The organism is Mesorhizobium sp. M7D.F.Ca.US.004.01.2.1, from assembly GCF_003997785.1.
GTDB lineage: Bacteria > Pseudomonadota > Alphaproteobacteria > Rhizobiales > Rhizobiaceae > Mesorhizobium > Mesorhizobium loti.
The window spans coordinates 1-22,520 of record NZ_RZRQ01000067.1 but is presented as its reverse complement, the minus strand read 5'-3'; the positions used below and the strand labels follow the sequence as shown (position 1 = coordinate 22,520).

The 22,520-nt window shown below is 62.4% G+C and carries 26 protein-coding genes, 1 tRNA gene and 1 pseudogene; 14 read left to right on the top strand and 14 right to left on the bottom strand.

Features of this window, described 5'->3' with window-relative positions; translation table 11 throughout:
• Nucleotides 1-6: 6 nt before the first annotated feature.
• Nucleotides 7-1,074: a PAS domain S-box protein gene (locus EN993_RS12500; RefSeq protein WP_127263370.1), complete on the bottom strand. Its 1,068-nt coding sequence runs from the start codon at nt 1,072-1,074 to the stop codon at nt 7-9.
• Between the two features lie 455 nt (nt 1,075-1,529).
• On the opposite strand from EN993_RS12500, the gene EN993_RS12495 reads away from it, so the two are divergent.
• The 5 genes from EN993_RS12495 (at nt 1,530) to EN993_RS12470 (ending at nt 3,658) form a co-directional block, all read left to right on the top strand.
• On the top strand, nt 1,530-1,823 hold the full coding sequence (locus tag EN993_RS12495) for a hypothetical protein (protein ID WP_109661437.1): 294 nt from the start codon (nt 1,530-1,532) through the stop codon (nt 1,821-1,823).
• A gap of 83 nt (nt 1,824-1,906) precedes the next feature.
• Nucleotides 1,907-1,980: transfer RNA gene (locus tag EN993_RS12490), tRNA-Gln, on the top strand.
• A gap of 346 nt (nt 1,981-2,326) precedes the next feature.
• Nucleotides 2,327-2,518 carry a hypothetical protein gene (locus EN993_RS12485; RefSeq protein ID WP_127263368.1) on the top strand — a complete coding sequence of 64 codons (192 nt, stop codon included), beginning with the start codon at nt 2,327-2,329 and terminating at the stop codon, nt 2,516-2,518.
• A gap of 32 nt (nt 2,519-2,550) precedes the next feature.
• Nucleotides 2,551-2,739: a hypothetical protein gene (locus EN993_RS12480; RefSeq protein WP_109660899.1), complete on the top strand. Its 189-nt coding sequence runs from the start codon at nt 2,551-2,553 to the stop codon at nt 2,737-2,739.
• 712 nt (nt 2,740-3,451) lie between these two features.
• Nucleotides 3,452-3,658 (top strand): hypothetical protein, encoded by a 207-nt coding sequence (locus tag EN993_RS12470; protein WP_109660896.1) that lies wholly within the window; start codon nt 3,452-3,454, stop codon nt 3,656-3,658.
• A 77-nt stretch (nt 3,659-3,735) separates the two neighbouring features.
• Here the strand turns inward: EN993_RS12470 and EN993_RS12465 are convergent, their stop codons facing one another.
• Nucleotides 3,736-3,975: a hypothetical protein gene (locus EN993_RS12465; protein WP_109660894.1), complete on the bottom strand. Its 240-nt coding sequence runs from the start codon at nt 3,973-3,975 to the stop codon at nt 3,736-3,738.
• 272 nt (nt 3,976-4,247) lie between these two features.
• Here EN993_RS12465 and EN993_RS12460 point away from each other — a divergent pair, with 272 nt between their 5' ends.
• On the top strand, nt 4,248-4,547 hold the full coding sequence (locus EN993_RS12460; RefSeq protein ID WP_127263364.1) for a hypothetical protein: 300 nt from the start codon (nt 4,248-4,250) through the stop codon (nt 4,545-4,547).
• A 123-nt stretch (nt 4,548-4,670) separates the two neighbouring features.
• On the opposite strand, the gene EN993_RS12455 is transcribed toward EN993_RS12460, so the two are convergent.
• Nucleotides 4,671-5,540: an NmrA/HSCARG family protein gene (locus tag EN993_RS12455; protein ID WP_127263362.1), complete on the bottom strand. Its 870-nt coding sequence runs from the start codon at nt 5,538-5,540 to the stop codon at nt 4,671-4,673.
• A gap of 104 nt (nt 5,541-5,644) precedes the next feature.
• Between EN993_RS12455 and EN993_RS12450 the strand changes: the two genes are divergently transcribed.
• The 5 genes from EN993_RS12450 (at nt 5,645) to EN993_RS12430 (ending at nt 8,873) form a co-directional block, all read left to right on the top strand.
• The gene (locus EN993_RS12450) at nt 5,645-6,535 is read left to right on the top strand and encodes a LysR family transcriptional regulator (protein ID WP_127263360.1); all 891 of its coding nucleotides are present in this window, start codon (nt 5,645-5,647) and stop codon (nt 6,533-6,535) included.
• A gap of 111 nt (nt 6,536-6,646) precedes the next feature.
• The gene (locus EN993_RS37020) at nt 6,647-6,832 is read left to right on the top strand and encodes a hypothetical protein (protein ID WP_164757640.1); all 186 of its coding nucleotides are present in this window, start codon (nt 6,647-6,649) and stop codon (nt 6,830-6,832) included.
• Nucleotides 6,833-6,882: 50 nt separating this feature from the next.
• Nucleotides 6,883-7,218: a DUF982 domain-containing protein gene (locus EN993_RS12440; RefSeq protein WP_245468754.1), complete on the top strand. Its 336-nt coding sequence runs from the start codon at nt 6,883-6,885 to the stop codon at nt 7,216-7,218.
• A gap of 60 nt (nt 7,219-7,278) precedes the next feature.
• On the top strand, nt 7,279-8,280 hold the full coding sequence (locus EN993_RS12435) for an aldo/keto reductase (protein ID WP_127263359.1): 1,002 nt from the start codon (nt 7,279-7,281) through the stop codon (nt 8,278-8,280).
• Between the two features lie 158 nt (nt 8,281-8,438).
• Nucleotides 8,439-8,873: a peptidylprolyl isomerase gene (locus EN993_RS12430; protein WP_109660882.1), complete on the top strand. Its 435-nt coding sequence runs from the start codon at nt 8,439-8,441 to the stop codon at nt 8,871-8,873.
• Nucleotides 8,874-9,027: 154 nt separating this feature from the next.
• On the opposite strand, the gene EN993_RS12425 is transcribed toward EN993_RS12430, so the two are convergent.
• Nucleotides 9,028-11,070, bottom strand: coding sequence for an ABC transporter ATP-binding protein/permease (locus tag EN993_RS12425; RefSeq protein WP_127263358.1), 2,043 nt, complete (start codon nt 11,068-11,070; stop codon nt 9,028-9,030).
• 236 nt (nt 11,071-11,306) lie between these two features.
• Here EN993_RS12425 and EN993_RS12420 point away from each other — a divergent pair, with 236 nt between their 5' ends.
• Complete coding sequence (locus EN993_RS12420) at nt 11,307-11,894, top strand: DUF308 domain-containing protein (RefSeq protein ID WP_127263357.1); 588 nt, start codon at nt 11,307-11,309, stop codon at nt 11,892-11,894.
• Between the two features lie 175 nt (nt 11,895-12,069).
• Complete coding sequence (locus tag EN993_RS12415; protein WP_109660876.1) at nt 12,070-12,648, top strand: TetR/AcrR family transcriptional regulator; 579 nt, start codon at nt 12,070-12,072, stop codon at nt 12,646-12,648.
• A 98-nt stretch (nt 12,649-12,746) separates the two neighbouring features.
• Here EN993_RS12415 and EN993_RS12410 read toward each other — a convergent pair whose 3' ends face one another.
• From EN993_RS12410 to EN993_RS12370, 9 genes and pseudogenes are all read right to left on the bottom strand, one after another.
• Complete coding sequence (locus EN993_RS12410; protein WP_164757641.1) at nt 12,747-14,681, bottom strand: AI-2E family transporter; 1,935 nt, start codon at nt 14,679-14,681, stop codon at nt 12,747-12,749.
• A gap of 319 nt (nt 14,682-15,000) precedes the next feature.
• On the bottom strand, nt 15,001-15,435 hold the full coding sequence (locus EN993_RS12405) for a hypothetical protein (protein ID WP_127263355.1): 435 nt from the start codon (nt 15,433-15,435) through the stop codon (nt 15,001-15,003).
• Nucleotides 15,436-15,573: 138 nt separating this feature from the next.
• Nucleotides 15,574-16,338 (bottom strand): slipin family protein, encoded by a 765-nt coding sequence (locus tag EN993_RS12400; RefSeq protein ID WP_109660870.1) that lies wholly within the window; start codon nt 16,336-16,338, stop codon nt 15,574-15,576.
• Nucleotides 16,335-17,686: pseudogene (locus EN993_RS12395) on the bottom strand (nodulation protein NfeD). The gene EN993_RS12400 and the pseudogene EN993_RS12395 overlap by 4 nt, the downstream one beginning before the upstream one ends.
• 189 nt (nt 17,687-17,875) lie before the next feature.
• Complete coding sequence (locus tag EN993_RS12390; protein ID WP_109661433.1) at nt 17,876-18,235, bottom strand: SPW repeat protein; 360 nt, start codon at nt 18,233-18,235, stop codon at nt 17,876-17,878.
• Nucleotides 18,236-18,365: 130 nt separating this feature from the next.
• Nucleotides 18,366-19,433, bottom strand: coding sequence for a D-alanine--D-alanine ligase family protein (locus EN993_RS12385; protein WP_127263354.1), 1,068 nt, complete (start codon nt 19,431-19,433; stop codon nt 18,366-18,368).
• Nucleotides 19,434-19,456: 23 nt separating this feature from the next.
• On the bottom strand, nt 19,457-20,074 hold the full coding sequence (locus EN993_RS12380; RefSeq protein WP_127263353.1) for a C39 family peptidase: 618 nt from the start codon (nt 20,072-20,074) through the stop codon (nt 19,457-19,459).
• Between the two features lie 88 nt (nt 20,075-20,162).
• Nucleotides 20,163-20,678 carry a hypothetical protein gene (locus EN993_RS12375; RefSeq protein ID WP_127263352.1) on the bottom strand — a complete coding sequence of 172 codons (516 nt, stop codon included), beginning with the start codon at nt 20,676-20,678 and terminating at the stop codon, nt 20,163-20,165.
• 238 nt (nt 20,679-20,916) lie between these two features.
• Entirely contained in the window at nt 20,917-21,345 is a 429-nt protein-coding gene (locus EN993_RS12370; RefSeq protein ID WP_126069710.1) for a VOC family protein, read from the bottom strand.
• A gap of 417 nt (nt 21,346-21,762) precedes the next feature.
• Between EN993_RS12370 and EN993_RS12365 the strand changes: the two genes are divergently transcribed.
• Nucleotides 21,763-21,999 (top strand): hypothetical protein, encoded by a 237-nt coding sequence (locus EN993_RS12365; RefSeq protein WP_245468752.1) that lies wholly within the window; start codon nt 21,763-21,765, stop codon nt 21,997-21,999.
• Nucleotides 22,000-22,022: 23 nt separating this feature from the next.
• Here the strand turns inward: EN993_RS12365 and EN993_RS12360 are convergent.
• Nucleotides 22,023-22,520: PLP-dependent aminotransferase family protein (locus EN993_RS12360; RefSeq protein ID WP_164757639.1), on the bottom strand; the 498-nt coding region annotated here is incomplete at its 5' end.

Here is a 22,520-nt window from a genome sequence, read left to right as displayed (position 1 = left end):
GAGCCCTCAAGGGCCGAAGGACGGCTCGGGCTCGGCAGTGGGGATTTCGGCGCCGAGCTGCGGGACGATGATCGAGTCCAGCGGCGCCGTCAGCGACCAACTGAGATGGCCGGGGCTGCGCTCCAGCACCGCCGAGCCGTTCAGCGATTGCGGCGCGACCCGCTGCAGGACGACGGTGCCAAAACCCTTGCGTGTGCTTTCGTCCCGTCGGTCCCCTTCATACACCGGCATCGTCTCGTCCCAGACGAGATGGATTTCCCGCTTTCCCAAAACACCGGCGGCGATCTGCCAGGTGATCTCAAGCCGCCCTACATCACCAGCCAGAGCGCCGTATTTGGACGAGTTGGTGCCGAGCTCATGAAATGCCATGCCGAGATTTTGCACGGCGTTCGGCTGCAAGGTCAAAAGCGGTCCGGAGAGCGATACCTGCTCCTCGTGCCCGAACGGCTTGAGCTGCTCCTGGATGAGGTCGAAAAGGCTGGCGCCGGCCCATTCCGAGTTCACCAGCAGATCGTGCGACCGCGACAGCGCCATGATGCGGGAGCGGATCAGCGCCTCGAACTCGCGTGGATCGGTCGAGCGTTTGCTTGTCTCCCTGACCATCGAGAGGATCACCGCGAACTGGTTCTTGACGCGATGATTCACTTCGCGCAGCAACAGCCGGATCCGGCGCTCGCTCTCCTTGCTCGCGGTGATGTCGCGGGCGATCTTGGAGGCGCCGATGATCTCGCCCGATTCATTCCTGATCGGCGAGACGGTCAGCGAAACGGCAATGATCCCGCCATCCTTGCGTCGCCGGATCGTCTCATAGCTGGCCACGACTTCGCCATTGCGAACCCGGCCGATGATATCGGCCTCTTCATCCTTGAGATGGTCGGGAATGAGCATCAGCACGGATCGGCCGACAGCCTCCTCGGCAGCATAGCCGAACATGCGCTGCGCCGCCCCGTTCCAACTGGTGATGACGCTGTTCAGGTCCTTGCTGATGATGGCGTCGAAGGACGACTCGACGATCGCCGCCAGCCGAGAATCGGCGGTGATATGGATCAGGCCGCTGCTTGCCAATTCCGTCATTCCCCCCACCTTCCCCACATCACGTCGACCGCCTTGCGTCTCGCGGTCTCGCAACCGCCCTTGGGGCCTACGCCCAGCAATGCGTGGCGGAGCATTTTGGTTGCAATCGGCACGCGGCATTGCGCGGGCTCGAAGTAGCGCCCGGGAGCCAACTCACAATCAGTTCGGTTTGGGGATGACACGGTCGGGAGCATCCAAGGGAGGATTGGCGGCGGGGTCCCGCTGCGGGCAATCCTCATAGCGGTGGTCGCGGCCGCCGCAAAAGGAACAGCACATAGCTTCGCGATCTCCGTTTCCGGGCCGCCATTGCGGGGTCTCGTAGGGTTTCCTGCCATCCATCCCCAGCAATGCGCGACGGACCATTTGGTTGCGCGCCGAAGACGGCCAGCCGGCTGTTGCGGAACCACCGGCCTGGATGCGAGTTTGGCGTGACACATCAGCTTGAGGAAACCGCCATGCCCATCCGCCGAATTGCCTCGATGACGGCAGCGATCCTGCTTGCCGCGACCGGCCTGGCCGACGCTCGGCCCGATACCCGCACGATGAGCTGCGACCAACTCCAGCAACTGATCCAAAGCCATCGCGCCGTGGTGCTGACCACCGGCCCCAACACCTATGACCGCTATGTCAGGCAGTTCGGCAACGAATGCGACTGGCCCGAGGTACCGATGTCGGCCTACGTGCCGACCCGTGACGGAAGCTGTCCGGTCTACCGCTGCGAGGAACCGGTCAACAACTTCCCGAACTGATGTCGCTTGCCAGCAGCCTTTGCCGCTGCACCGCGTTGATCCCGGCGCGCGAACCGGCTAGGGGTGTGGGCGCAGTTGCTTTCTCCCGCTTCGTCTAATGGTAGGACAGCGCCCTTTGAAGGCGTGAATCGTGGTTCGAGCCCATGAGCGGGAACCAAAATCATCAAGCGCTTGCAGGCCTCGACCACAGAGAGCCGAAGCGGCGCGCATGGCCTAGCCCGCCGATATCAAATACATCAACACGCTCACTATGGCAGTGACTGCCGCCCCACCCAAGATCAGCGCCAGGTGTCTCTGCTTGCGGGTCTTAACCGGCTGCTTTCGATCTGTGCTGGCGTAGGCACTATAGAGCCGCCGACCGTCCTCTCCGAACCGATCGCTGTTCGGGTAGGCCTTTTTCGGTTTTTGCCGGGGGCGAAGAAAGCTCACCTGATCCTCCAGAGAAACCGCTCCAACCCATGCTTATTAGCATATGCTTGTATTTCCCTTGAAGCAGGATCATCATGCAAGCTGTTAGCGGCTTGAAGGGGTGCAGCGCCATGGAACTGAGTTGTTTTGACCAGAGCGGGGGCATCTTTGCCTCGACAATGCTCATGAACATCACTGCGGTTTTCATGATTTTGGCAGCATTTGCCGCCGTACGGCTGACTGCAATGTCAGGCGAAGGTTCTATCGAACAGCTCCAGACGGTGTAGCCCGCGAGGTGCCTCCCGTCCGGGAGATGGATATGTCCGGGAGAAAAATGATTGCGGTCAAGGACTGGTCTTGCGGCATGAGCGACGAACTTGGCCGTGTGGTCCTGACCATCAACCCGACTGAAGGTGAGCCAATCTTGGTTTTGCTGACAATTTTCCAGGCGGCAAAAATGGCCGGGGAATTGCGGGCACCGAAACTCGTCCCCCTCTCACCTCGGTGACGCCACGCCCGAGGGGAGAAGTGATAGGAACTGCCTTTGAAGCGTGAACCGTGGTTCGAGCCCATGAGCCCGCCAGGCAATACGAATCCGTTTTTTAGCAACAGCGAAACCAAGGTCGCACTTCCACGTTGAGCCTCGTTCGACGTGGAGTTCAGAGAATGGATTTGGCAACCCAGGCAGTGATGCTTTTGCTCTCCTGCAGCCAAGGAGAGGCGTCAATATGCAAACCCGTCGATATGGCGCCGACACTGTACGCATCCCTCGATCAATGCCGAGCGTCTTTGGCCGACAGGTTGGCAAGCTCGCCCAACGGCGAAATCGTCGGAAGGTGCCGGCCCATTGATCCCACCGTCACTGCTTCACTTCCGACAGACTACACCACGGTCGTGGTCACGCGAGGCATTGGGAACGGCGCTGCGACGAGCTATCTCGTGCCGCGGGCGGCAAAATGATTAGAGGCGATCCGCCGAAGCTTGGCCATCATCAACGCTGACGCTGGTCATGGTGGCGCAACGCCGATGGCAACGAGGGTCAAGCTCGCCGGGGCAACCCCAACGCCTCCCCGGCGAGCCTGCTGCTCCGCTACGATGAACAATGGAGCAATTACTGCTCTACGAATTCGGGCGCCATTAAGTTGCATCTGGCGCTCCTGAAACCATTTCGCGGACCCTGCGTTGATGGGCGGGGCACCCGCCAGACCAGGAGACATCTCATGACCGTCAACTGCCGCATATCCATCGACAACCGGCCGGAAGCCACCGATGCCGTTTTCCAGGCGGTTCCCCGGATCGGCGAAAGCGTTTCCCTGTCGATCAACGGAAATGCGCAGGATCTGCGGGTATCGCGTGTCGTGCATGTGACCAACGGCAGCTTGGAAGGTGCCGCCATCGTCGTCGAAGTGACGACCAATATCCTGTAGAGCCGAGAGCAGTCAGGGTCCGACATACCAGCCGGCACTCTGCCCGCCGGTCGCGACCAGCAGACCGGCGGCCGCGCCTATTCCTTGCCGCTGTCGGCAATCCCGTTGCCGTCCGCAGGCAAGATGCCAAAATCCTGCGACTTCGCCCCCTGCTCCGCCGTCAGGAATCCATCTGAGGCCAAACCGCGCCGCAGCAGTTCCCTAACCGCGGCCGAGCGGCTCGGCATGCGCTTGTCAAAGCGCCAGTTTTCCAGCGCGGCCAGTTCGTCAGATGTCAGCATGATTTGCAGTCGTTCGGGGCGTTCCAGTTCAGCCATGGCGCTTTTCTCGCTCAAGACCAAGAATACGTCGAGTTAGTATCTACCTCACTCCACTTATAGTTAGGATAGGCCGCATAACGCGTCAAGAGCGTGCGATGGGTGAATGACGCATCACGCGCATGATGAGGATTCGGCGCTGGACATGCATTTGTGTAACTATGCTAACTAATTGATTTATTTAGATAATATTTATATTGTTACTTGCCACCACGCGTTGCCCGGCGCATACTGGAACCTGAAAAGAAAACCGATCCCTTTGGGAGGTTTCGATGCGGTACAATTACTCGACGCACCTGCGCGACGACGTCAGTTCGGCGGTCGTGACGGCATTCAAGAGGACCGGCATCGTCAACATCACGGCGGTGGCCGAACACGTCAGGGTCAAGAATCTGGCCGAGAACGTCGCCCTCGAAGACATCGAATATCTGGTGCTGCAGGCGGCCCAACTCATCGGCGTGGCAATTGAATTCGACGGCATGGCCGGTATGTTCGTGGATGGCCTTGCTGGCGAGGATGGCGAACGTCTAAACGCCTCGGTTGATCTGCCACACCCGGCCTCCCTGCAGTAGGGAGCGGGCGCAGAAGCGCTGTTTTGTCGTAGCCGCGTTCGACTACAAGGCAGGGTGCCCCCTCAAGAGGCGCCCTGTTGTTGTTTCCGGTGATGATGATAGTCCTAGTAGTCAGATAGCTGCTCAGGCGGAGGCCGCGATTTGCGAGGCGAAGTCGCGATATGGGCGCAGTGGGCGGGCCAGAAGCGCCGTCAGTCGCTCGACGTCGCCGGCCTCAGGCAGCATCCCGTCGGTCAAGAACCGCTCGCCCATAAGGCGCATGTCGTACGCCATCCAGGCAGGCAGGAACTGCTTGAGATTTTGCTCGAAACCTTCCGTATTGTCGCCGCCGTAATTGATCGGGCGAGCGAGCACGTCTGACCAGATGGCGGCGATGTCCGTCCCGGTCAGTGTCTGCGGACCGACGAGGTTGATCCGGTCGAGCGCAAGCGGCTCTGCGGACTGTTCGCGGCGCAGCAGCTCAAGGGCGGCGATCTCGGCGATATCACGGGCGTCGATCATGGCAAGACCCTTGGCGCCGATCGGCATTGGATAGGTGCCGTAGCCGGTGATGATGTCTTCGACCATCAGATCGTTCTGGATGAAGTAGGCCGGGCGCAAGATCGTAGCCTTGAAGCCCATCTGCTCGATCATTCGCTCGACGCCGAACTTGCCCGCGAAATGCGGCACGTTCACATAGACGTCGGCGTGGATCACCGAGAGATAGACGATCCGCTCGATGCCGGCCGATCGGGCAACGTTCAGCGCGACCAAAGCCTGGGTGAATTCATCCGGAACCACGGCGTTCAAGAGGAACAGCGTGGAAACCCCAGACATGGCTTTGCGCAGCGAATCGACATCGAGAAAGTCGCCTTGCACGACGGAGACGCCTGCCGGGAAGCCGGCTTTCGACGGATCGCGGACGAGAGCACGGACATCGGCGTCGCGCTTGACGAGGTGTTCGACGACCTGGCGGCCAATATTGCCGGTGGCGCCGGTAACGAGAATGGTCATGGGAATTTCTCCTGTTGGGTTGCTTGACACGCCCAATATGTACGGCTCACAAACAGTCCAATAGACGGAGATTTTGGACGCACCGTCCCATTGGTGGAACACTTATGGATCTTCTTGCGCTGGCCGATTTCAATCTCGTTGCCCGCCATGGTGGCTTCGGCAAAGCGGCAAGGGCCACCGGCCGGCCCAAGGCAACGCTGTCCCGGCGCGTTGGAGACTTGGAAAGCAGTCTCGATCTGCGCCTGTTTGAACGGGGTGCGCGTAACCTGAAGCTGACCGAAGAAGGACGGGCGCTCTTCGAGCGGACGGGGGCATTGCTTGCCGAACTGGACGAGACGGCTTCGGCGATTGCCTCGGGCGGTCAGAGACCCAAGGGCAGACTGCGGATCAGCGCACCTCTCCATTTCTCGCAGACCGCTATGGGGAGGATCGCCGCGGGGTTTGCCCTCAAATATCCGGAGGTGAGGCTTGAAGTGACGACTGAGGACCGGGCTGTCGACATGATCGAGGAAGGCTACGATCTGGTAATCCGGGTCAATCCAGATCCCGACGAAAGCCTGGTCGGACGGGCGTTTCTCCGCGACCGTCTGATTGTCGTGGCGAGCCCCGACCTTCCCCGCACGACCGGTCAGCGCGCCGCCCCTGGCGTTGCGCGAGGGGCAGGCGAACCGCAAACATGTCACGTGAAGACACCGGGTGGCCGGTCAACAATTACAATCGAGCCCGTCCTCGTTTTGTCAACGCTCATCATGGTCCGGGATGCGGTGCGAGCCGGCGTCGGCGCAGGACGGCTTCCCATTTCGTTGGTGGCCCACGACCTGGCTGACGGTACACTGGTGAATTGGGGCGATATCGACGGCCCCGAGATCGCTCTATGGACGCTCTACCCATCCCGGCGGCTGCTCAGCGCGCGCGTGTCGGCCTTCCTGGACTTCCTGAAACAGGCCTTCCCAAATGGGACGCCGGACGAACTGGCCGCCTATATTGGCAGGTGATGCTGGGCCGCTTTCGGCGGCAGGAACCTTTATTTGCTCGGAACAAGTCTTCCCGGTGGAACAAGTTGGACTGACGGAAATTATCCTGTCGCCTTACAAGAGGAGGACGTCGTGAAAGACCTGCGCAGTCTCCTTGCCGAACTGTCATCCAGCTGGCTCAAGCGCCGCAAGGCGCAAGCGCTCAAGACCACGGCCACGGTCAAGACTGCTCCCCGCTTCGCCGAACAAACGACAAGGCAGCGTGCTGCCCACAAGCCCAAACCACCGCCCACCCGCGACGTCGCCTCGAACATGTGAGTGATGCCGAAAGGCGAACAGACCGGGCGTCTCTCGATGTGGATGGTTCGTTGAAACGCCTGCTTCGGAACTTTCACGCCAGAGTGACGAAACCTTGGACTGCCCAAAGCGTTTATCGCTTCAGCCCAGTCGAGGTTCCAATGCAAACTGCATGGTTTTCCAAACCCGTGGCGGTGTCCGTCGGTGTCACCGGTTCCATCCGTCATCTGTCCAATACACAGCAAGCCATTGAATTGCTCACGACGCATTGGCGTGACGCCGGCAGTCCAAAACATCAATCGGCATTGCGCGCCTGCCGCCGGGCGACGAGCGGCGATGTTACCGCCGAGATCGCCAGGGAGGCGCTTGTCGAAGCCGCGCGTGAAGCCCACATCCTTGTCGAGTAAGGCGTGTCGACAAAATCAGTCAACGCCATAGTTTCTGCAACCTCGCCGGAGAGCGCCCCGATGACCCTGAAAACACGCAAGCTCGGCAGCCAGGGGCTGCGGGTCTCGGCCATCGGCCTCGGCTGCATGGGCATGAGCCAGTCCTACGGCCCGGCCGACGAGGCCGAATCCATCGCCACGCTGCACCGCGCCATCGAGCTTGGCTGCACCTTCCTCGACACCGCCGAGGTCTATGGCCCCTACATCAACGAAGCCCTGCTCGGCCGGGCGTTGAAGGGCAAGCGCGACCAGGTGACCATCGCCACCAAATTCGGCTTCCGCATCGAAAACGGCAAGCAGGTCGGAACCGATAGCCGGCACGAGCACATTCGCGAGGCCGTGGAAGCCTCGCTCGTCCGGCTCGCCACCGACCATATCGATCTGCTCTACCAGCACCGCGTCGATCCGGCGGTGCCGATGGAGGATGTCGCGGGCGCCGTCGGCCAACTGATCGAGCAAGGCAAGGTGCGCTTCTTCGGCCTGTCGGAGGCGGGTGCGGCCAACATCCGCCGGGCGCATGCAGTGTATCCGGTGTCGGCGGTGCAGAGCGAGTATTCCCTGTGGGAGCGCAATCTGGAGCCGGAGATCATCCCGCTGCTTAGACAACTCGGCATCGGCCTGGTGCCGTTCTCACCGCTCGGCCGTGGTTTTCTCACCGGCGAGGTCAAACGTGCGGAGGACTATTCCGAAGGCGATTACCGCCGCAACGACCCGCGCTACCAGGGCGAGAACTACGACGCCAATGTCGAGGCGGCGGCCAAGGTGCGCGACATTGCGACGGCCCGCCGCGTCAAACCCGGACAGATAGCACTGGCCTGGCTGCTGGCGAAGGGCAACGGCTTCGGCCTCGACATCGTGCCGATCCCCGGCACCAAGCGGATCAGACATCTGGAGGAGAACGTAGCCGCCGCATCGCTGATGCTCGACGCCACTGAGATGGCCGCGCTCGACGAGGCGCTCGCGCCGGGAAAGATCTCCGGCCCGCGCTACACCGAGCGCGCCATGGCCATGGTCGATCGGTAAGAGGCGCTCTGGATAATCAATCGGCATTTTGGGTTTACATCGGCAGCCAGGCACCTAGTTTTAGGGTTTCGCGCCGTGCACCTGAGTGCGTGGATGATCGAGAACGGGACCGTGAACCTCAGCCGGCCCCCTCAAAAACTTCCGAAAGGATGACTGCTATGACACAGGCCAAGAATGGCGACACCGTGCGCATCAACTACAATGGACGCCTAGTCGACGGCACTCAATTCGATGCCTCCGGCAGCGAACCGCTGCAATTCACGCTGGGTGAAGGACAGGTAATCTCCGGTCTTGAAACCCATGTCGAGGGCATGGAGGTGGGTGCGAGAAGCACCGTCACCGTTCCCGCCGACGCCGCCTATGGCCCCCACCGCCCCGAAGCGGTCGTGACCATCGACCGCGCCAAGGTGCCAGACAACATCAACGTCGATATCGGCACTCGATTGCAGGTCAGAACCCGCGACGGGCAACCCATGCCGGTAACAGTCGTCGAAGTGGACGACGCCAGAGTCAAGCTCGACGGCAACCATCCACTGGCCGGGCAGGATCTGGTGTTCGACGTTGAACTGGTCGAGATCGTAAAGGCGGCGTAGCTGTCCATGCGGCCAAGGCCGCGGTGGCTATGATTTCGGGTGACGCGCTCCGCCGAAGGTTTCGGCGGCGCGCCCTGCTTCCCCGCTTGGGGCGGCTCGGTGGCGTAGATTTATCGGCCGGCGTGACTACGTCCGAGGTCCACTCTGTTGAAGCTCACGCTTGCCTTTTGTTGCGCGTGCCGGAGCCCCACAGCGCGCGCCGGAGCAGGTTGCGCCTGCCCTTGCGCTGTCCCAGGTCGACATCGCTGACGAGCTTTGCCCCGCCCGCGCGACGCTCCAATGTGATCTTGCGACTGTGGAAGGCCTCCAGCTCGGCGCGATGCGCCACGCTTATGATGGTGACGTCAGGCAATTCGCGGATCATAGTCTCCATCATCTTGTCCTGGCTCTTCTCGTCGAGCGCCGAGGTCGCTTCATCCAGCACGACGATGTCGGGGCGGTGCAGCAGCAGGCGCGCGAAGGCGAGGCGTTGCTTTTCGCCGCCCGACAGCGTCTGGTCCCATGGCGCTTCTTCCTTGATCCTGTCGGCAAGATACGCAAGGCCCACCTTGTCGAGGGCGGCCTTGATCTGTTTGATCGTCCACTTATCCGACGCTGCAGGATAGGCGACCGCGCGGCGCAGGGTCCCCGAGGGGATGTAGGGACGTTGCGGCAGCATGAACAGACGCCTGCCGGCGTGGAAATTGACGCCGCCGCCGCCCCACGGCCACAGGCCCGCAATGGCCCGCACCAGCGTCGACTTGCCTGAGCCGGATTCGCCCGCCACCAGCACCCGCTCACCCGGTTCGATCGCAACCTCGGTCTCCTTGACCACGGAGGTGCCGTCGTCCAGCGTCACCGCGAGATTGTCGAGGACGAGCATCGCACCGTCATCGGTTTCGCCGTGCTGGATGCGCCCAAGCGCGTCGCTCTGCTCGGCACGCTCGAGCCCGTCGAGCGACATCATCAGCGAGGCTATGCGCCGTGCGGAGGCGTTCCAGTCGGCAAGACGCGGGTAATTGTCGACCAGCCATCCGAAAGCGCCTTGCACGATGCCAAAGGCAGACGCTGCCTGCATCACCTCGCCAAGCGTCATTGAGCCTTCGAGGAATTTTGGCGCACACAGCAGGATCGGCACGACCGGCGCAAACAGGCTCGATCCCTGCGACACCGCCGCCGTGCGCATATGCTGGCCGGTCAGCAGCGCCCATTGCCTCAGCACATGGCCGAAATTCCTGTCGATGCCGCTGCGCTCCTCCTCCTCGCCGCCCAGCAGGGCGATGCTCTCGCCGTTTTCGCGCACGCGCGTAAGCGTGTAGCGCAGTTCGGCCTCCGCCTGGTTCTTCCGCTCGGAGAGCTGGACGAAATTGCGACCGATGACCACCATCGAGGTCGAGGTGATGGCGGCATAGATTACCGCGGTGATGACCAGGAACCCGGGAATGGTGATGCTCTCGCCGCCGATCGGCAGGGTGAGCGCGCCGCCGATGGTCCACAGCACGACGATGAAGGTCGAGGCCGACAGAAACGCGTTGAGGACGCCGGAGATGAAATCGACCGGCGACTCTGTGGCGATGCGCAAATCCTCGGTCATGCGGGCCTCGGGATTCTGGTGGTCGCCACCGACGAGGTTCAGCTGGTAGTAGCGGCCGCTTGCCAGCCAGCGCGCGATGACCGCGGTGGTCAGCCAGGAACGCCAGCGGCGCTGGATCGTCATGCGCAGGTAGACCTGCGCGACGACAAGGCTGCCGCTGCAGATCACCAGCGGCACGAAGACGGCGCTGAGGAAATAGACGCTGCCGGCGTTGCGCTGCTCGAGGGCATCGAACATCGAGCGGTTCCAGACATTGATGCCATACTGGAAGCCGATATTGATGCAGATCAGCAGCAGCACCCCGATCGTCAATGGCCAGGCCAGCCGGTCGCCGCGCCGGCTCCAGTAACCGCGGGCGCTGATCCAGAAACGCCGCAGCAAATATCGCTTGCGCGCCTGCTCCGCCTCCTCGGGCGTCAGTTCTGGATCGGGTTCGACGGCATCGGGTGGCGGCGCGGCCTGTCCGTCGACCTCGGGCGCGGGCTGGCTGTCGACTTCGGGCGCGGCATGCCCGTCGGCCTCGGGCGCGGCTTGGGCGGCCGATGCCTTTTTTTGGCGCGATTTTCCAGCCCCGCGTGGCTTGGCGCCGTCGACCGATTTCGGCTTGAGTTTGGCCCCGGACATAAGGCCGATAACGGCTTAAAAATCAAAAGGTTTCATGACGTCCGATCGAGATCCGGCAGCCACGCTCTTCTGGCGCTGCGGTGCAGCACAGTTTCGCCCAGGGCCTCCCGCGGCCTCTGGCAACGGCCCGCCCTCGCACGCAGCCAAACTTACTCGATGAGCGGTGAAATCGGTTGACCAAAGCTTGTCTACCTTCTAGTAGGTAGATTGCTATCAACCAACATTGGAAAATCGGTATGCCTGTTCAAAACACCGCCACCCTCGCCCAAGCTTCCAACACATGGCTCAAAAGCTATTATTTTGTCCGGTTCGGCGTTTCCGCGGCATGGGTCGCACTGGCCTTTACCCTCGCCAAGACCATGCCGCCGTTGGCCGCGATCATGCTGGTGGCGTATCCTGCCTGGGACGCCCTTGCGAATGTCGTCGATGCCCAGCGCACCGGCGGATTGAACCGCAATAAGTCGCAGCTGCTGAATTTTGTCGTCAGCGTGCTTGCCACCTTGGCGGTCGCTGTCGCGCTAACCAACAGCATGAACGCAGTGCTCGCGGTCTACGGTGTCTGGGCTGCTCTATCTGGCCTGTTTCAACTGATTACCGCACTGCGGCGCTGGAAGACCACCGGCGCGCAGTGGGCGATGATCTTGAGCGGCGCTCAATCGGCACTGGCCGGCATCTTTTTTGTGAAGATGGCCGGCGGCGTTGAAGATATCGGCATCACGAATGTCGCGCCCTACGCTGCGTTCGGCGCTTTCTACTTCCTGGTGTCGGCAGTGTGGCTGACGGTCACCGACATCCTTCGGAGGTCACCGCGGATCGCCAGCTAGATGCGTCTTGAAGAACTGTTGATCTGCTAACGAGTGGTGCGCTGCCCTTCCTGGAGGACGGCGCATCTCCCTTCAAAAGAGATTGGCGGTCAAGCCGCGCTCCTGTTCCGCTGGCTCGGACAAACCTTGCGAGGACCGGCAAAATTTCCTACCTCAACTTACCGGAAGGGTGACAATGAACACTGCATTGAGTGACACCGCGAGCAAACTGGTTGGCGGAGCCGCCCAGCTGATCATGCGTGTCGGCTACAACGGCTTCAGCTATGCCGACCTGTCGGAGCGCTTTGGCATCCGTAAGGCCAGCATTCACCATCACTTCCCCTCCAAAGTCGATTTGGTCGTAGCAGTTGTCGAACAAGCGCGCGCCGGTATCCGAGCCCAGAGTGCGGCACTGGAGGAAGGTTCGCCGGCACTGGATCAGTTGCGGTTTTATACAGGGTATTGGGAGCGCTGTATCAAGGATCAGTCCGCTCCCTTCTGCCTGGCTGCCGTGCTGGCGGCCGAATTCCCGGGTCTGCCCGAAGAGGTGGCAGTTTCCGTCCGCGGTCATTTCGTCGACCTCGGCAAATGGCTGGAACGGCTTTTGGAACTTGGTGTAAAGCAGGGGGCAGTGCATCTCGAGGCATCCCCCGAGGTCGAGGCGCAAGCTTTCATGGCGACCGTATACGGAGCCATGCTTGCCGCCCGGGCGTTCGATGACCCGGAGCGGTTCAACGTGATCGTAGAAACGCTTTTTCGTCGCATCCGCACCTGACGATGCCAATAGCGGCGCCGAGGCGCAAAGCGGCCATGCGCGCCTTCCACCTCTGAGGATGTGTTTCGGGGCCGAACTCGATCATTCCGAGTTTCGACCTAACTCGCCGCCGCCGCCGCAACCTTCTTGGGGGCCGCCCGCTGTCGCCGCATGCGGCGTTTGGCGATGAGCTTGAGGGCAACCGGCGGCTCGTTTGACAGCGCGCCCACTACCGCGTCGACCATGCCATGCGCCACGAAATCGGCGTTCATGTCCTGGGCCAGCTTGGCCGCCGTTTCCTTGTCCTCAGCAGCGGTCTCCGACCAGAACACGATTCCCACCCGAAGTGCAGCCTTCGCGCGCTTCAGCCGGCGCACCAGAAAGCGGGCGTGCTTGACGGAATCCCGGTTCAGGAAGCCGACCACGACGGTGTCGACGGTTTCGAGGTCGAGGCGGCGGATGTTGGCGGGTTCCATATCGGCAAAGCCGGCCTTCGACACTGTCGCGCCCTGGACTTCCAGCACCTGCGCCAGCATCGCGGCGGCGGCATCGTCGAGCTCGCCACGCCCGCCGGCGCAAAGCACTGACATGCCGGTGCCGTCGGGCAATTCGGTCTCTTCCTCGCCGCTGGAATCGCCATCGTCGTCCCCCTCTGCGACCACGTGCGGCTCCTCCTCCTCGCTCGCTTCCTCCTGCGCGCTGTCGTCGAGGTTGGCCACCAGCGTCAGGGCACTGGCCGCCAGCTGCCGTCTTTGCAGGTCGCCCATGACGCCGCGCACCCGGTCGCGCTCGCCCAGTAGCAGTGCCGGTATGGCGACCTTGTCGTAGAATTCGACGAGATATTTCTCCTCCAGCATCTCCTCGGCGTGGTCGGTAGCTTCTTCGGGATCGCCGGCCAGCAGCCGCTGGTAGAGGCGCGCATGGGGTTCGAGCACGGGCTCGTTGCCGAACAGCACGTCGAGGAATTCAAACTGCGGCACGTGCCTGCCCAGCACCACCAGGCAGACGGTGAGCGGCGTCGACAGGATCAGCCCGAGCGGCCCCCAGAGCCACGTCCAGAAAATCGCCGCGACGATGATCGCCAGCGGCGACAGTCCGGTTCGCGAACCGTAAAGCCAGGGTTCGATGACGTTGCCGGTGATCAGCTCCATCACCACGAACAGGGCGGCCGTCCACAGGACGAGCGACCAGCCCGGCGCCACGGCCAGCGCCAGGAACAGCGGCAAAAGCATGCCTATGATCGGGCCGATATAGGGAACGAAACGCAGCGCCAGCGCCAGCAGCCCCCACAGCAACGCATTCGGGATGCCGAGGACCCAGAGCCCGATCGCGATCGGTATGGCGTAGACGATGTTGACGACCAACTGCATCAGCAGATAGCGGCCCACCCGCTTGCCGGCATCTTGAAGCGCCTCGGTGGTGCGGTGGAGGTCGCCGTAGCCGACAAGCCGGATGAAGCGGTCGCGCAGATCCTCCCGCTCGAGCAACATGAAGATGACGACGACGATGATCAGCCCGGCCGACGCGAGCGGGCTGATCAGCGGCCCGACTATGTTCTGCAGGACCTGGAGCGGCCTTTCGCGCGCGACGATCTCGACGGGCACCGGCTCGCGCGGCGGCTTTTCCGGGGTGGCGGCCGGCAGCGAGGCGTCCTGCCTGTCGATCTCCTGGCCGACCCGCTCGACCACCTGGCTCAATCGGGCAATGATCCCTCCCCCGACCCCGGTTTCCTTGAGCGAACGGATCTTGGTCAGGATGTTGGTCTGGTAGACCGGGATGTTCTGCGCCAGTTCGCTGACCTGCGTGGCGACAATGAAGGAGAACAGGCCAAGCGCCGCGAAAGCGCCGAGCACGCTGGCGATGACGGCGGCAATCCGGGGAATGCCGACCTTTTTGAGCACCGAGACAAGCGGCGCGAGCGCGAAGGTCAGCAACAGCGCAATCGCGATCGGCAGGAAAACCTCGCGCCCGAAATACAGCGCCGCCACTGTGGTGACGGTGGTTGCCACGTTGGGCAATGCGGTTCGCGGGCGGGGCGCGACGGCCGAAAGCATGTCCTCCGACCCATCAGCCGGAGACGCCATGCCGTTTCGACGATTGGCCACGCGATGTCTCCCCCTGCCACGCCGCCATGATCCGGCATATTGAGCCGGCGTGCAACTTTCTCAGTCCATCAGCGAGCGTTCCCATGTTCGACGCGATGAGATCGGCTCGCTCGACATCGTGTTCGGCGAGATCACCGCTGGTAGCCGATAAGCGGCACCGTCCAGAACAATCGACAGGAGGCGGACAGATCCACTGCCGCCTCATCGTTCTTCAAGCAGTCGTTCAGCCGACACCGTGCGCGATGTTTACCAGCCGGAGCATCGGCCTTCAGTGCAGAAACGTTCCTCGCAGCCACGCGAAGAAACCGGATCTTCCCGACATTGCCGCGCGGACACGGGATGCGGCCCATCGTGCCGGCATCGTGGCGCCGACATGGCAATGGCAGACGATTTCGTGGAGTTGCCAATCGGTCAGCTCGAAGAAGCGCTTGGCCTCACCGTAGGTATCCTCTTTCAAGCCCAGTGCGCGAAAGATCGTATCTTCGAAAGCAACTGTGATCGGTGATCCCGCGGAACGCATCCTTTCGCGCATCTCCACAGATTGGTATTCGGTCCCCGCCAGCGCCCCTAGGCACCTGTTGGGATTTTGCTCCAGAAGCTGCGCCCAACGTTCGAGGCGTTCTCCTCGAGTCGCGACAAGATAGGTTGCCTCGGCGTGGACGTCGGCAACGGCATGCAGTTGGTCAACGGTTTGATGCTTCACGGACGCCTCCTATTCAGCAGCTGAATTCGCTCAGCCTTGAATGGAATTATGGCGCTCCGTGAGGTCGACAAGAGCCGGAAATGCACGCTACGACGATTCATTTTTGGGCGGCGTGGCTGCTCGGCGCACGAGGCCAGTTCACTTGGCCCCGTCCGGCTTTTTGTTGAAGATCGTCAGCAGGTCCATCGGCAGCGGAAACACCACCGTCGACGAACGCTCGCCGGCAATGTCGTGCAGCGCCTCGAAATAGCGCAACTGCATGGCCTGCGGCTCCGCCGCCAGCATCTTGCCGGCCTCGACCAGCTTTGCCGCCGCCTGCTGCTCGCCATCGGCATTGATCACCTTGGCGCGCCGCAGCCTCTCGGCTTCGGCCTGCTTGGCGATGGCGCGGATCATGCTCTCGTTCAGGTCGACATGCTTGATCTCGACATTGGAGACCTTGATGCCCCAGGCATCGGTCCGCTGGTCGAGGATCTCCTGGATGTCGCTGTTCAACTTGTCGCGCTCGGCCAGCATCTCGTCGAGTTCGTGCTTGCCGAGCACCGAGCGCAATGTGGTCTGCGCCAGCTGGTTGGTGGCGGCCATGAAGTCCTCGACCTGGATGATCGCCCGTTCGGCGTCGACGATGCGGAAATAAAGCACCGCGTTGACCTTCACCGAGACGTTGTCACGCGAAATGACGTCCTGCGGCGGCACGTCCTGCACCACCACCCGCAGATCGACCTTCACCATCTGCTGGACGAAGGGGACGAGGATGATGAGACCGGGACCCTTGACCCCGGTGAAGCGGCCGAGCGTGAAGACCACGCCGCGCTGATATTCCCTGAGGATGCGAATGGCCGCGGACAGGAACATGATCACGACCAGCGCAACGATCAGATAGGCGACATAACCAATCATCATTGTCTTGCTCCATTCCTTCCCGCATCGCGCCGCCGCACCGTCAGCACGAGGTCCCTGATGTCGGTCACCTCGACGCTGTCGCCCGGTGCGACGGGTTCGTCGGCCTTCGCCCGCCAGCGCTCTCCCTGGGCCAGCACATGGCCCTCGCCGCCCTGCCAGTCGAGGATCTCGGCCGGCAAGCCGCGCATCGCCTCGCCGCCGACGCGCGGCAGGCTCCTGCGCGCCGCCCAGAGATAGGTGCCGGTGAGCAATGCCAGGCCAAGCGTGACGGTGGCGGCGGCGCCGGTCACGGCCCACGACACCTCGAAGCCCGGACCTTGGGTCTTGAGCAGCATGGCGGAGCCGAGCAGAAAGGCGGCCACACCGCTGAGCCCAAGCACGACGGTGGGATTGAAGGCCTCGATGACGAGGAAGGCGATGCCGAGCAGCATCAGGGCAAGGCCGGCATAGTTGATCGGCAAGAAATTGAGCGCATAGAGGCCGAGCACGAGGCAGATGGTGCCGATGACGCCGGGCGCCACCGCGCCGGGGCTGGTGAACTCGAAGATGATGCCGTAGACGCCGATCAGCATCAGGACGATGGCGACATTCGGATCGGTGATGACGGAGAGCAGACGGATGAACCAGCCAGGCTCCAGCGTCTCGACCCGCAGCCCTTTCGTCGCCAGCACTTGCTTTTTGCCGCCCACGTCGACGGTGCGCCCATCGGCCAGTCGCAGCAGCTCGGTGGTATCGCCGGCGACGAAGTCGATAACATGTTCCTGCAGCGCCGCATTGGCCGACAGGCTCGCCGCTTCGCGCACGGCTTTCTCGCCCCAGTCGCCATTGCGACCGCGCAATTCCGCGAGCGAGCGGATCAGGGCGACCGCGTCATTGGTCACCTTGGCCATCATAGCGTCGCCCGCCGGCCGCCCGGTGGCGTCCTTCTCGTCCTTGTCCTTGTCGCCGCCGGGAAGCGACGGCAGCCCACCCATCTCAACCGGCGTTGCCGCACCCAGATTGGTGCCGGGCGCCATCGCCGCGACATGGGTGGCGTACTGGCGGCATGGCCACCGGCCGGCGCGACATAGCCGATGACGGGAACAGGCGAGGCAAGGATATCGGCGATCATCTCGCGCGTCGAGGTGACGAGTCCGCCTGGCGTATCGAGCTGAAGGATAAGGACTTCGGCGCCCCGCGTGGAGGCTGCATCAAGCGCGTCCTCGAGCTGCCTGGTGCTTGCCGGTCCGATGACGCCGTCAATGGCGACGCTCAGCGCGACCCTCTCGCTCCCGGCCGAAGAGAAGGGAGAAAAGACAGCCGCGGCGACAAAGGCCGCGGCAAGAAGGGCCACCCGCGCGAAGGTCACGCTCAAAGCTCCCTGGGCAGGATATGGGCTCCCTGGGCAGGATTTGGGACCCAATCTCACCGAAATCCATGGCGCGGTCGCAGGATTGCAAGCCGGCAACCCGGTCCGCACGGCCCGGACGACAAACGCATGGGCGTTTTCAAATCCGGAGGAGCCCGCCGCTCGCGCCAGGCCCCCACCCTTTACCGGTCACGCATGTGCGTGCGGATGACGGAAGTCCCAGACGGCCCAACCTGATGCGGCAACCACCAGCACGCCGAGAATGACGTGGGTGGCCATCGCGTACCCATTCGCCACGAAGCCGAGCAGCCAGGGCGAAGCGATCAGCCAGAGCCCGAGAACGATACTAACCCATTCCTCCCATTCGGCGAATGCGGCAAGCGTCGCCAGAGCCATGACGCCCAGCACGACGCCGACAACCCAGGCGTTCCATGCGGGAGCGGTTTCAGCAGCGAAGCCGATTATCCAAGGTGAGATGAACAGGCAGATGGCAAGGACCAGATTGAGCCAGTCCTGGCCCTTCTTTCCTTCCATGAGTGTATTAGCCATGACAACCTCCATAGATGAAGCTTGACCAAAGCGTTAAGTACGCGTGCAACGCACGCTCAATCATTGATGTAACTACGCTTCACATGGCCTTCAAGACCTGGCTAATATGGGCCCCGCTCCCCGAACGGGATCAGCGCGCCGCATGCCTGGCCAGCGCGTGCTCGATCAGCACGTCGATGGTCTGGCTGTAGCCGATGCCCGACGCCGCCAGTGCCTTGGCATACATCGAGATGTCGGTGAAACCGGGAATGGTGTTGGCCTCGTTGACCAGCAGGCTGCCGTCGGCGCGCAGGAAGAAATCGACGCGCGCCATGGCCTCGCAGCCGAGTGCCTGGAAAGCCTGCCGCGCCATCTCCCTGGCCCTGTCGGCGACGGCGGCCGGGACATCGGCGGGCACCTTGACCACCGCACCGTCGGCATCGAGATATTTCGCCTCATAGGTGTAGAAGCCGTGCTTGCCGGCCGGAATGATCTCGCCGGGCAATGAGACCGTCAGGGTGCCGTCGGCGCGCTCCAGCACCGAGAATTCGATCTCGCGGCCTTCGACGAACTCCTCCACCAAAACCTTGCTGTCATGCTGGAAAGCCGCCTCGACGGCCGCGGTGAAGCCGGCACTGTCGGTCGCCTTGCTGACCCCGAAGGACGAGCCCTGGCGTGCCGGCTTGACGAACACCGGCAGGCCGAGCTTCGCCGCGACTTCCTTGAAGGACACGGGCTCCCCGCGCCGCAAGGTCAGCGAGCGGGCAACAGCCAGTCCCGCCTCGCGCATCAGCCGCTTGGCGGCATCCTTGTCCATGGCCGCGGCCGAGGCGAGGATGCCGCAGCCGACATAGGCAACATCGGCGACTTCCGCATAACCTTGCACCGAGCCGTCCTCGCCGAACGGCCCGTGCAGCACGGGAAAGACGACGTCGACCGGGTCAGGCTGCGTTCCATCCCGCGACACGGCGACCAGCCTGCCCTTGCCGCCGGGCAAAAGCGCAACCTCCATGCCGTCCTCGGATGCCGGCGCCCCTGCCCCGTCGGCCACGGAGGATTGTTGCAGCAGCCATCTGCCGTTGCGGGAAATGGCGATCGGCACGATGTCGTAGCGCGTCCGGTCGATCGCCTTCAGCACGTTGGCGGCCGAAAGGCGCGACACGTCATGCTCGGCCGAACGCCCGCCATAGAGGATGGCCACTCTTGTCTTACCGGTCATCGAAATCCCTCAACTGTCAAAGATCAAATGGCGACGGCAATGCCGCGATTGCCAAAGAAGCGGTCGAAATCGGCTGGCGCCAACACTGCGTTTGCCTGTGTGGCGCTGGTATGGCCGGACGGATTGTGGAAGCGGAAACCCTTGTCCGACGTCGCTGTGACCAGCACCAGATGGCCGCCCTTCGATGGCGGCTCGCGCTCGGGCCAACGGATCGAACTGCTGACCGAAGCGATGAAGAAGCGCTGCCGCTCCAGGATCGCCGGAATGTCCGCTGTCGCGACATTGGTCATCACCTCGGCACGGAGTCCAAAAACCTCTTTCACGAAGCTGACGAAGGGCGCGTAGATCAGCCCCCTGATCGATCCCTCGTTGACGACATAGCCGCCATATCCAGTGCAGCGCCTGGCCAGTTCGATCGTCGGCACGATCTCGCCGCGGCTCGCCAGGATCATCTTCAGGCATGCCATGCCGCAGATGTTGGCGGCCCAGACCGCGTATTCTTCGAGCGTTTCCGCGCCCGACCCCCGCCACAACGGATCGCGCCGCAGCGCCACCTCGGCGCCGTCGGCAAGCACGGCCATGGTCATGTCTGGCGTTTCCCACTGGCTGAAAAACGGCACGGTTTCAGGCAGCGGGCTCATGCGACTCCTCGGTCAGCGAACGCCATCTCGTATACGGGGATACGAGATGGATGAAAAGTGGCTTCAGGCCTGTTTCAAGGGGCGCCGCTTACTCGGCCTTCGTCCAACCGAAAACCAGCCAGGCATATTTGGATTTTTCGGTGGGTTCGGCAGTGTAGGTCATCTGCATGTCGCCGTCCTTGGCGTAGATATCCAGCCTAGGCGCCGTATCCAGCTTGAGCCACGCCGAACTGTTGCTGAAGGACCAGGTCCCGCACCAGACGCAGGCCCCCGAATTCGGGTCACCCGGCTGATGAAAATTGTAGCGGCCGTCCGCCGTGATCTCCAGATAGTCGAACGCGCCGTAAAACGCGGTCACCGTTTGCTGGAACTCATTGGCGGCCGCTTCCTGTTCCGGCGTCGGCGCCTCCTTCATGTCGCGCGGCGGCCGGATGGCTCCGCCGTTGAGTTTCCATTTGCCGACAAAATCCTTCTGGGTCGGAAGATATTCCTCCTGGGCCTGTGCCGATGAAATATAAGCAACGGATAATACACCGCTCAAGCCAACGGCCTCGGCCGCAAATAGAAGCGCGGCGGCACAGATCGCCCTTGTTGGGTTTTGCATAAAAAATAGTCTCCACGACGGGGTAATAGGAGTTTTATTGAGAAGATTTCAGCACGCGTTGCTTCGATGCCGATTCCCGCCTGCCATTTGCAGGGTTAGCACTGGGGCCACCAAATTGGCAACGCTAAGCAGCATCTCTCCAGCATCACCGATCGCGCCGCAGTCCGAGGGCGCCAACGCGAGTGGGCGCCAAGGCGCACAGAGCCGTGTTTGCAGACCGGCTGACTATCGGCACGGCTTAAAAGGTGATCTTCACCGAAGCGGCGCTGCGTGTGTGCGGACCGTGATAGACGGCCTCGATGTTGTTGCCGTCTGGATCGAGCAGAAAGGCGGCGTAATAGCCGGGGTGATAGGGCCGTTCGCCCGGCGCGCCATTGTCCGTCCCGCCGCCGGCGAGCCCGGCTTTGTAGAAGGCCTCGACCATGGCATGGTCCTTTGCCTGGAAGGCCAGATGATGGCGGCCGGTGAGTTTTCCCAACGCCGCCGGGCTGTCGGCACTGGAGATGAACAATTCGTCGGCCCAGAAATACCCCTCGCCGACACCTCCGATCGGAACATCGAGCACCCGGAAGATCGCCTCGTAGAAGCGTTTGCTGGCGGCGAGATCCCTGACCACCAGTTGGAGATGGTCGATGAGCCGGCCGCGGTGCAATTCCTGGGTTTCCATGAAACGCCTCCTCGTGAGGCTTTCGAATTTAGGTTCGGAGAGCGCGCCGTCAATGTGGGCGCGCCTTCCAACTGCCACCCCCCTGCCGCAAGCCCGGCCCCAGTCTGTCTTGCAAACCCCCAGTCTGTCTTGCAAGTAAAGAGCCCATTGTCTTGCAAACAAAAAGCCCGCCGGGAGGGGGACTCCAGCGGGCCTTTGGAAAGCGGATACTCGAGCTTTCAGATGTCTGACGGGGGATCAGACATGGTGAGAACCTTTATTGGCCGCAGAGGTTCCACCCGAACAGAAATATAACCGGCGGGCTGTCGAATCCGCGTAATTCAAGCGGTGGGAGGCGATTTCTTTTCGCGGGACCTCTCCCAACTGGAACCTTCCGCTCCCAACTGGGTTTTGTGGCGCGGCTGGGAGGAATTTTGCTTGGACTGTTTTCAAAGGCTCGAAGCGCTTGTCGATAGCGCCGGCATCAACGGCATCGAAGAAGCGAACGCCCTGCTGCGTCGGTTCAAGGGCAGGTCGCAGGCGGTTACGACGGCGATCGACGAGTTCATGCTGGACTTCAAGACATTGGTATTCGTCGTTGAGAACGACGAGCAAGGGTTCCGGAAATCGCTGGGCAAGCTGGCTCGCGCCAGGCTGTCGAGCGTAACGGCGTAGGAGGCCGGCCTCCGGCGCCTGGCTTATCCCTTCAGGATGGCGGCCAGTCTTGGAATGCCTTCGCTCACCGCGCGCCGGTCGGCAAGCGTGAAGGACAGCCGCAGCGTGTTGCGCTCGGTGCCGTCGGCAAAAAAGGCACTGCCGGGCACGAAGGCGACCCGCGCCTCCTTCACCGACCGCGCCAGAAGCGCTGTCGCATCGGAACCCTCGGGCAGCGTCACCCAGACGAACATGCCGCCTTCCGGACGGCTCCAGGTCACGCCCTCCGGCATGTTGGCTTCCAGTGCTGCCAGCAGGCCATCGCGGCGCTCGCGATAGGCGCCGATGAGCTTTTCCACCTGGCCGTCGAACACGGCTTCGGCGACGCGATGCATCACCACCTGGTTGATCGACGGGCTGTGCAGGTCGGAGGCCTGCTTCATCAGCACCAGCTTCTCGACCACATGGCGCGGCGCGCAGACCCAGCCGACTCGCATGCCTGGCGACAGGATTTTCGAGAACGAGCCGCAATAGAGCGTGCG

What these genes read in the sequence shown, in the direction of transcription:
- EN993_RS12410 (WP_164757641.1), bottom strand. Translation starts at nt 14,681, where the DNA reads ATGCTTTCGGCCGTCGCGCCCCGCCCGCGAACCGCATTGCCCAACGTG.
- EN993_RS12425 (WP_127263358.1), bottom strand. Translation starts at nt 11,070, where the DNA reads ATGTCCGGGGCCAAACTCAAGCCGAAATCGGTCGACGGCGCCAAGCCA.
- EN993_RS12480 (WP_109660899.1), top strand. Translation starts at nt 2,551, where the DNA reads ATGTCCGGGAGAAAAATGATTGCGGTCAAGGACTGGTCTTGCGGCATG.
- EN993_RS12400 (WP_109660870.1), bottom strand. Translation starts at nt 16,338, where the DNA reads ATGATGATTGGTTATGTCGCCTATCTGATCGTTGCGCTGGTCGTGATC.
- EN993_RS12495 (WP_109661437.1), top strand. Translation starts at nt 1,530, where the DNA reads ATGCCCATCCGCCGAATTGCCTCGATGACGGCAGCGATCCTGCTTGCC.
- EN993_RS12465 (WP_109660894.1), bottom strand. Translation starts at nt 3,975, where the DNA reads ATGGCTGAACTGGAACGCCCCGAACGACTGCAAATCATGCTGACATCT.
- EN993_RS12380 (WP_127263353.1), bottom strand. Translation starts at nt 20,074, where the DNA reads ATGAGCCCGCTGCCTGAAACCGTGCCGTTTTTCAGCCAGTGGGAAACG.
- EN993_RS12390 (WP_109661433.1), bottom strand. Translation starts at nt 18,235, where the DNA reads ATGGCTAATACACTCATGGAAGGAAAGAAGGGCCAGGACTGGCTCAAT.
- EN993_RS12435 (WP_127263359.1), top strand. Translation starts at nt 7,279, where the DNA reads ATGACCCTGAAAACACGCAAGCTCGGCAGCCAGGGGCTGCGGGTCTCG.
- EN993_RS12415 (WP_109660876.1), top strand. Translation starts at nt 12,070, where the DNA reads ATGAACACTGCATTGAGTGACACCGCGAGCAAACTGGTTGGCGGAGCC.
- EN993_RS12470 (WP_109660896.1), top strand. Translation starts at nt 3,452, where the DNA reads ATGACCGTCAACTGCCGCATATCCATCGACAACCGGCCGGAAGCCACC.
- EN993_RS12385 (WP_127263354.1), bottom strand. Translation starts at nt 19,433, where the DNA reads ATGACCGGTAAGACAAGAGTGGCCATCCTCTATGGCGGGCGTTCGGCC.
- EN993_RS12420 (WP_127263357.1), top strand. Translation starts at nt 11,307, where the DNA reads ATGCCTGTTCAAAACACCGCCACCCTCGCCCAAGCTTCCAACACATGG.
- EN993_RS12460 (WP_127263364.1), top strand. Translation starts at nt 4,248, where the DNA reads ATGCGGTACAATTACTCGACGCACCTGCGCGACGACGTCAGTTCGGCG.
- EN993_RS12375 (WP_127263352.1), bottom strand. Translation starts at nt 20,678, where the DNA reads ATGCAAAACCCAACAAGGGCGATCTGTGCCGCCGCGCTTCTATTTGCG.
- EN993_RS12455 (WP_127263362.1), bottom strand. Translation starts at nt 5,540, where the DNA reads ATGACCATTCTCGTTACCGGCGCCACCGGCAATATTGGCCGCCAGGTC.
- EN993_RS12430 (WP_109660882.1), top strand. Translation starts at nt 8,439, where the DNA reads ATGACACAGGCCAAGAATGGCGACACCGTGCGCATCAACTACAATGGA.
- EN993_RS12500 (WP_127263370.1), bottom strand. Translation starts at nt 1,074, where the DNA reads ATGACGGAATTGGCAAGCAGCGGCCTGATCCATATCACCGCCGATTCT.
- EN993_RS12370 (WP_126069710.1), bottom strand. Translation starts at nt 21,345, where the DNA reads ATGGAAACCCAGGAATTGCACCGCGGCCGGCTCATCGACCATCTCCAA.
- EN993_RS12450 (WP_127263360.1), top strand. Translation starts at nt 5,645, where the DNA reads ATGGATCTTCTTGCGCTGGCCGATTTCAATCTCGTTGCCCGCCATGGT.
- EN993_RS12485 (WP_127263368.1), top strand. Translation starts at nt 2,327, where the DNA reads ATGCAAGCTGTTAGCGGCTTGAAGGGGTGCAGCGCCATGGAACTGAGT.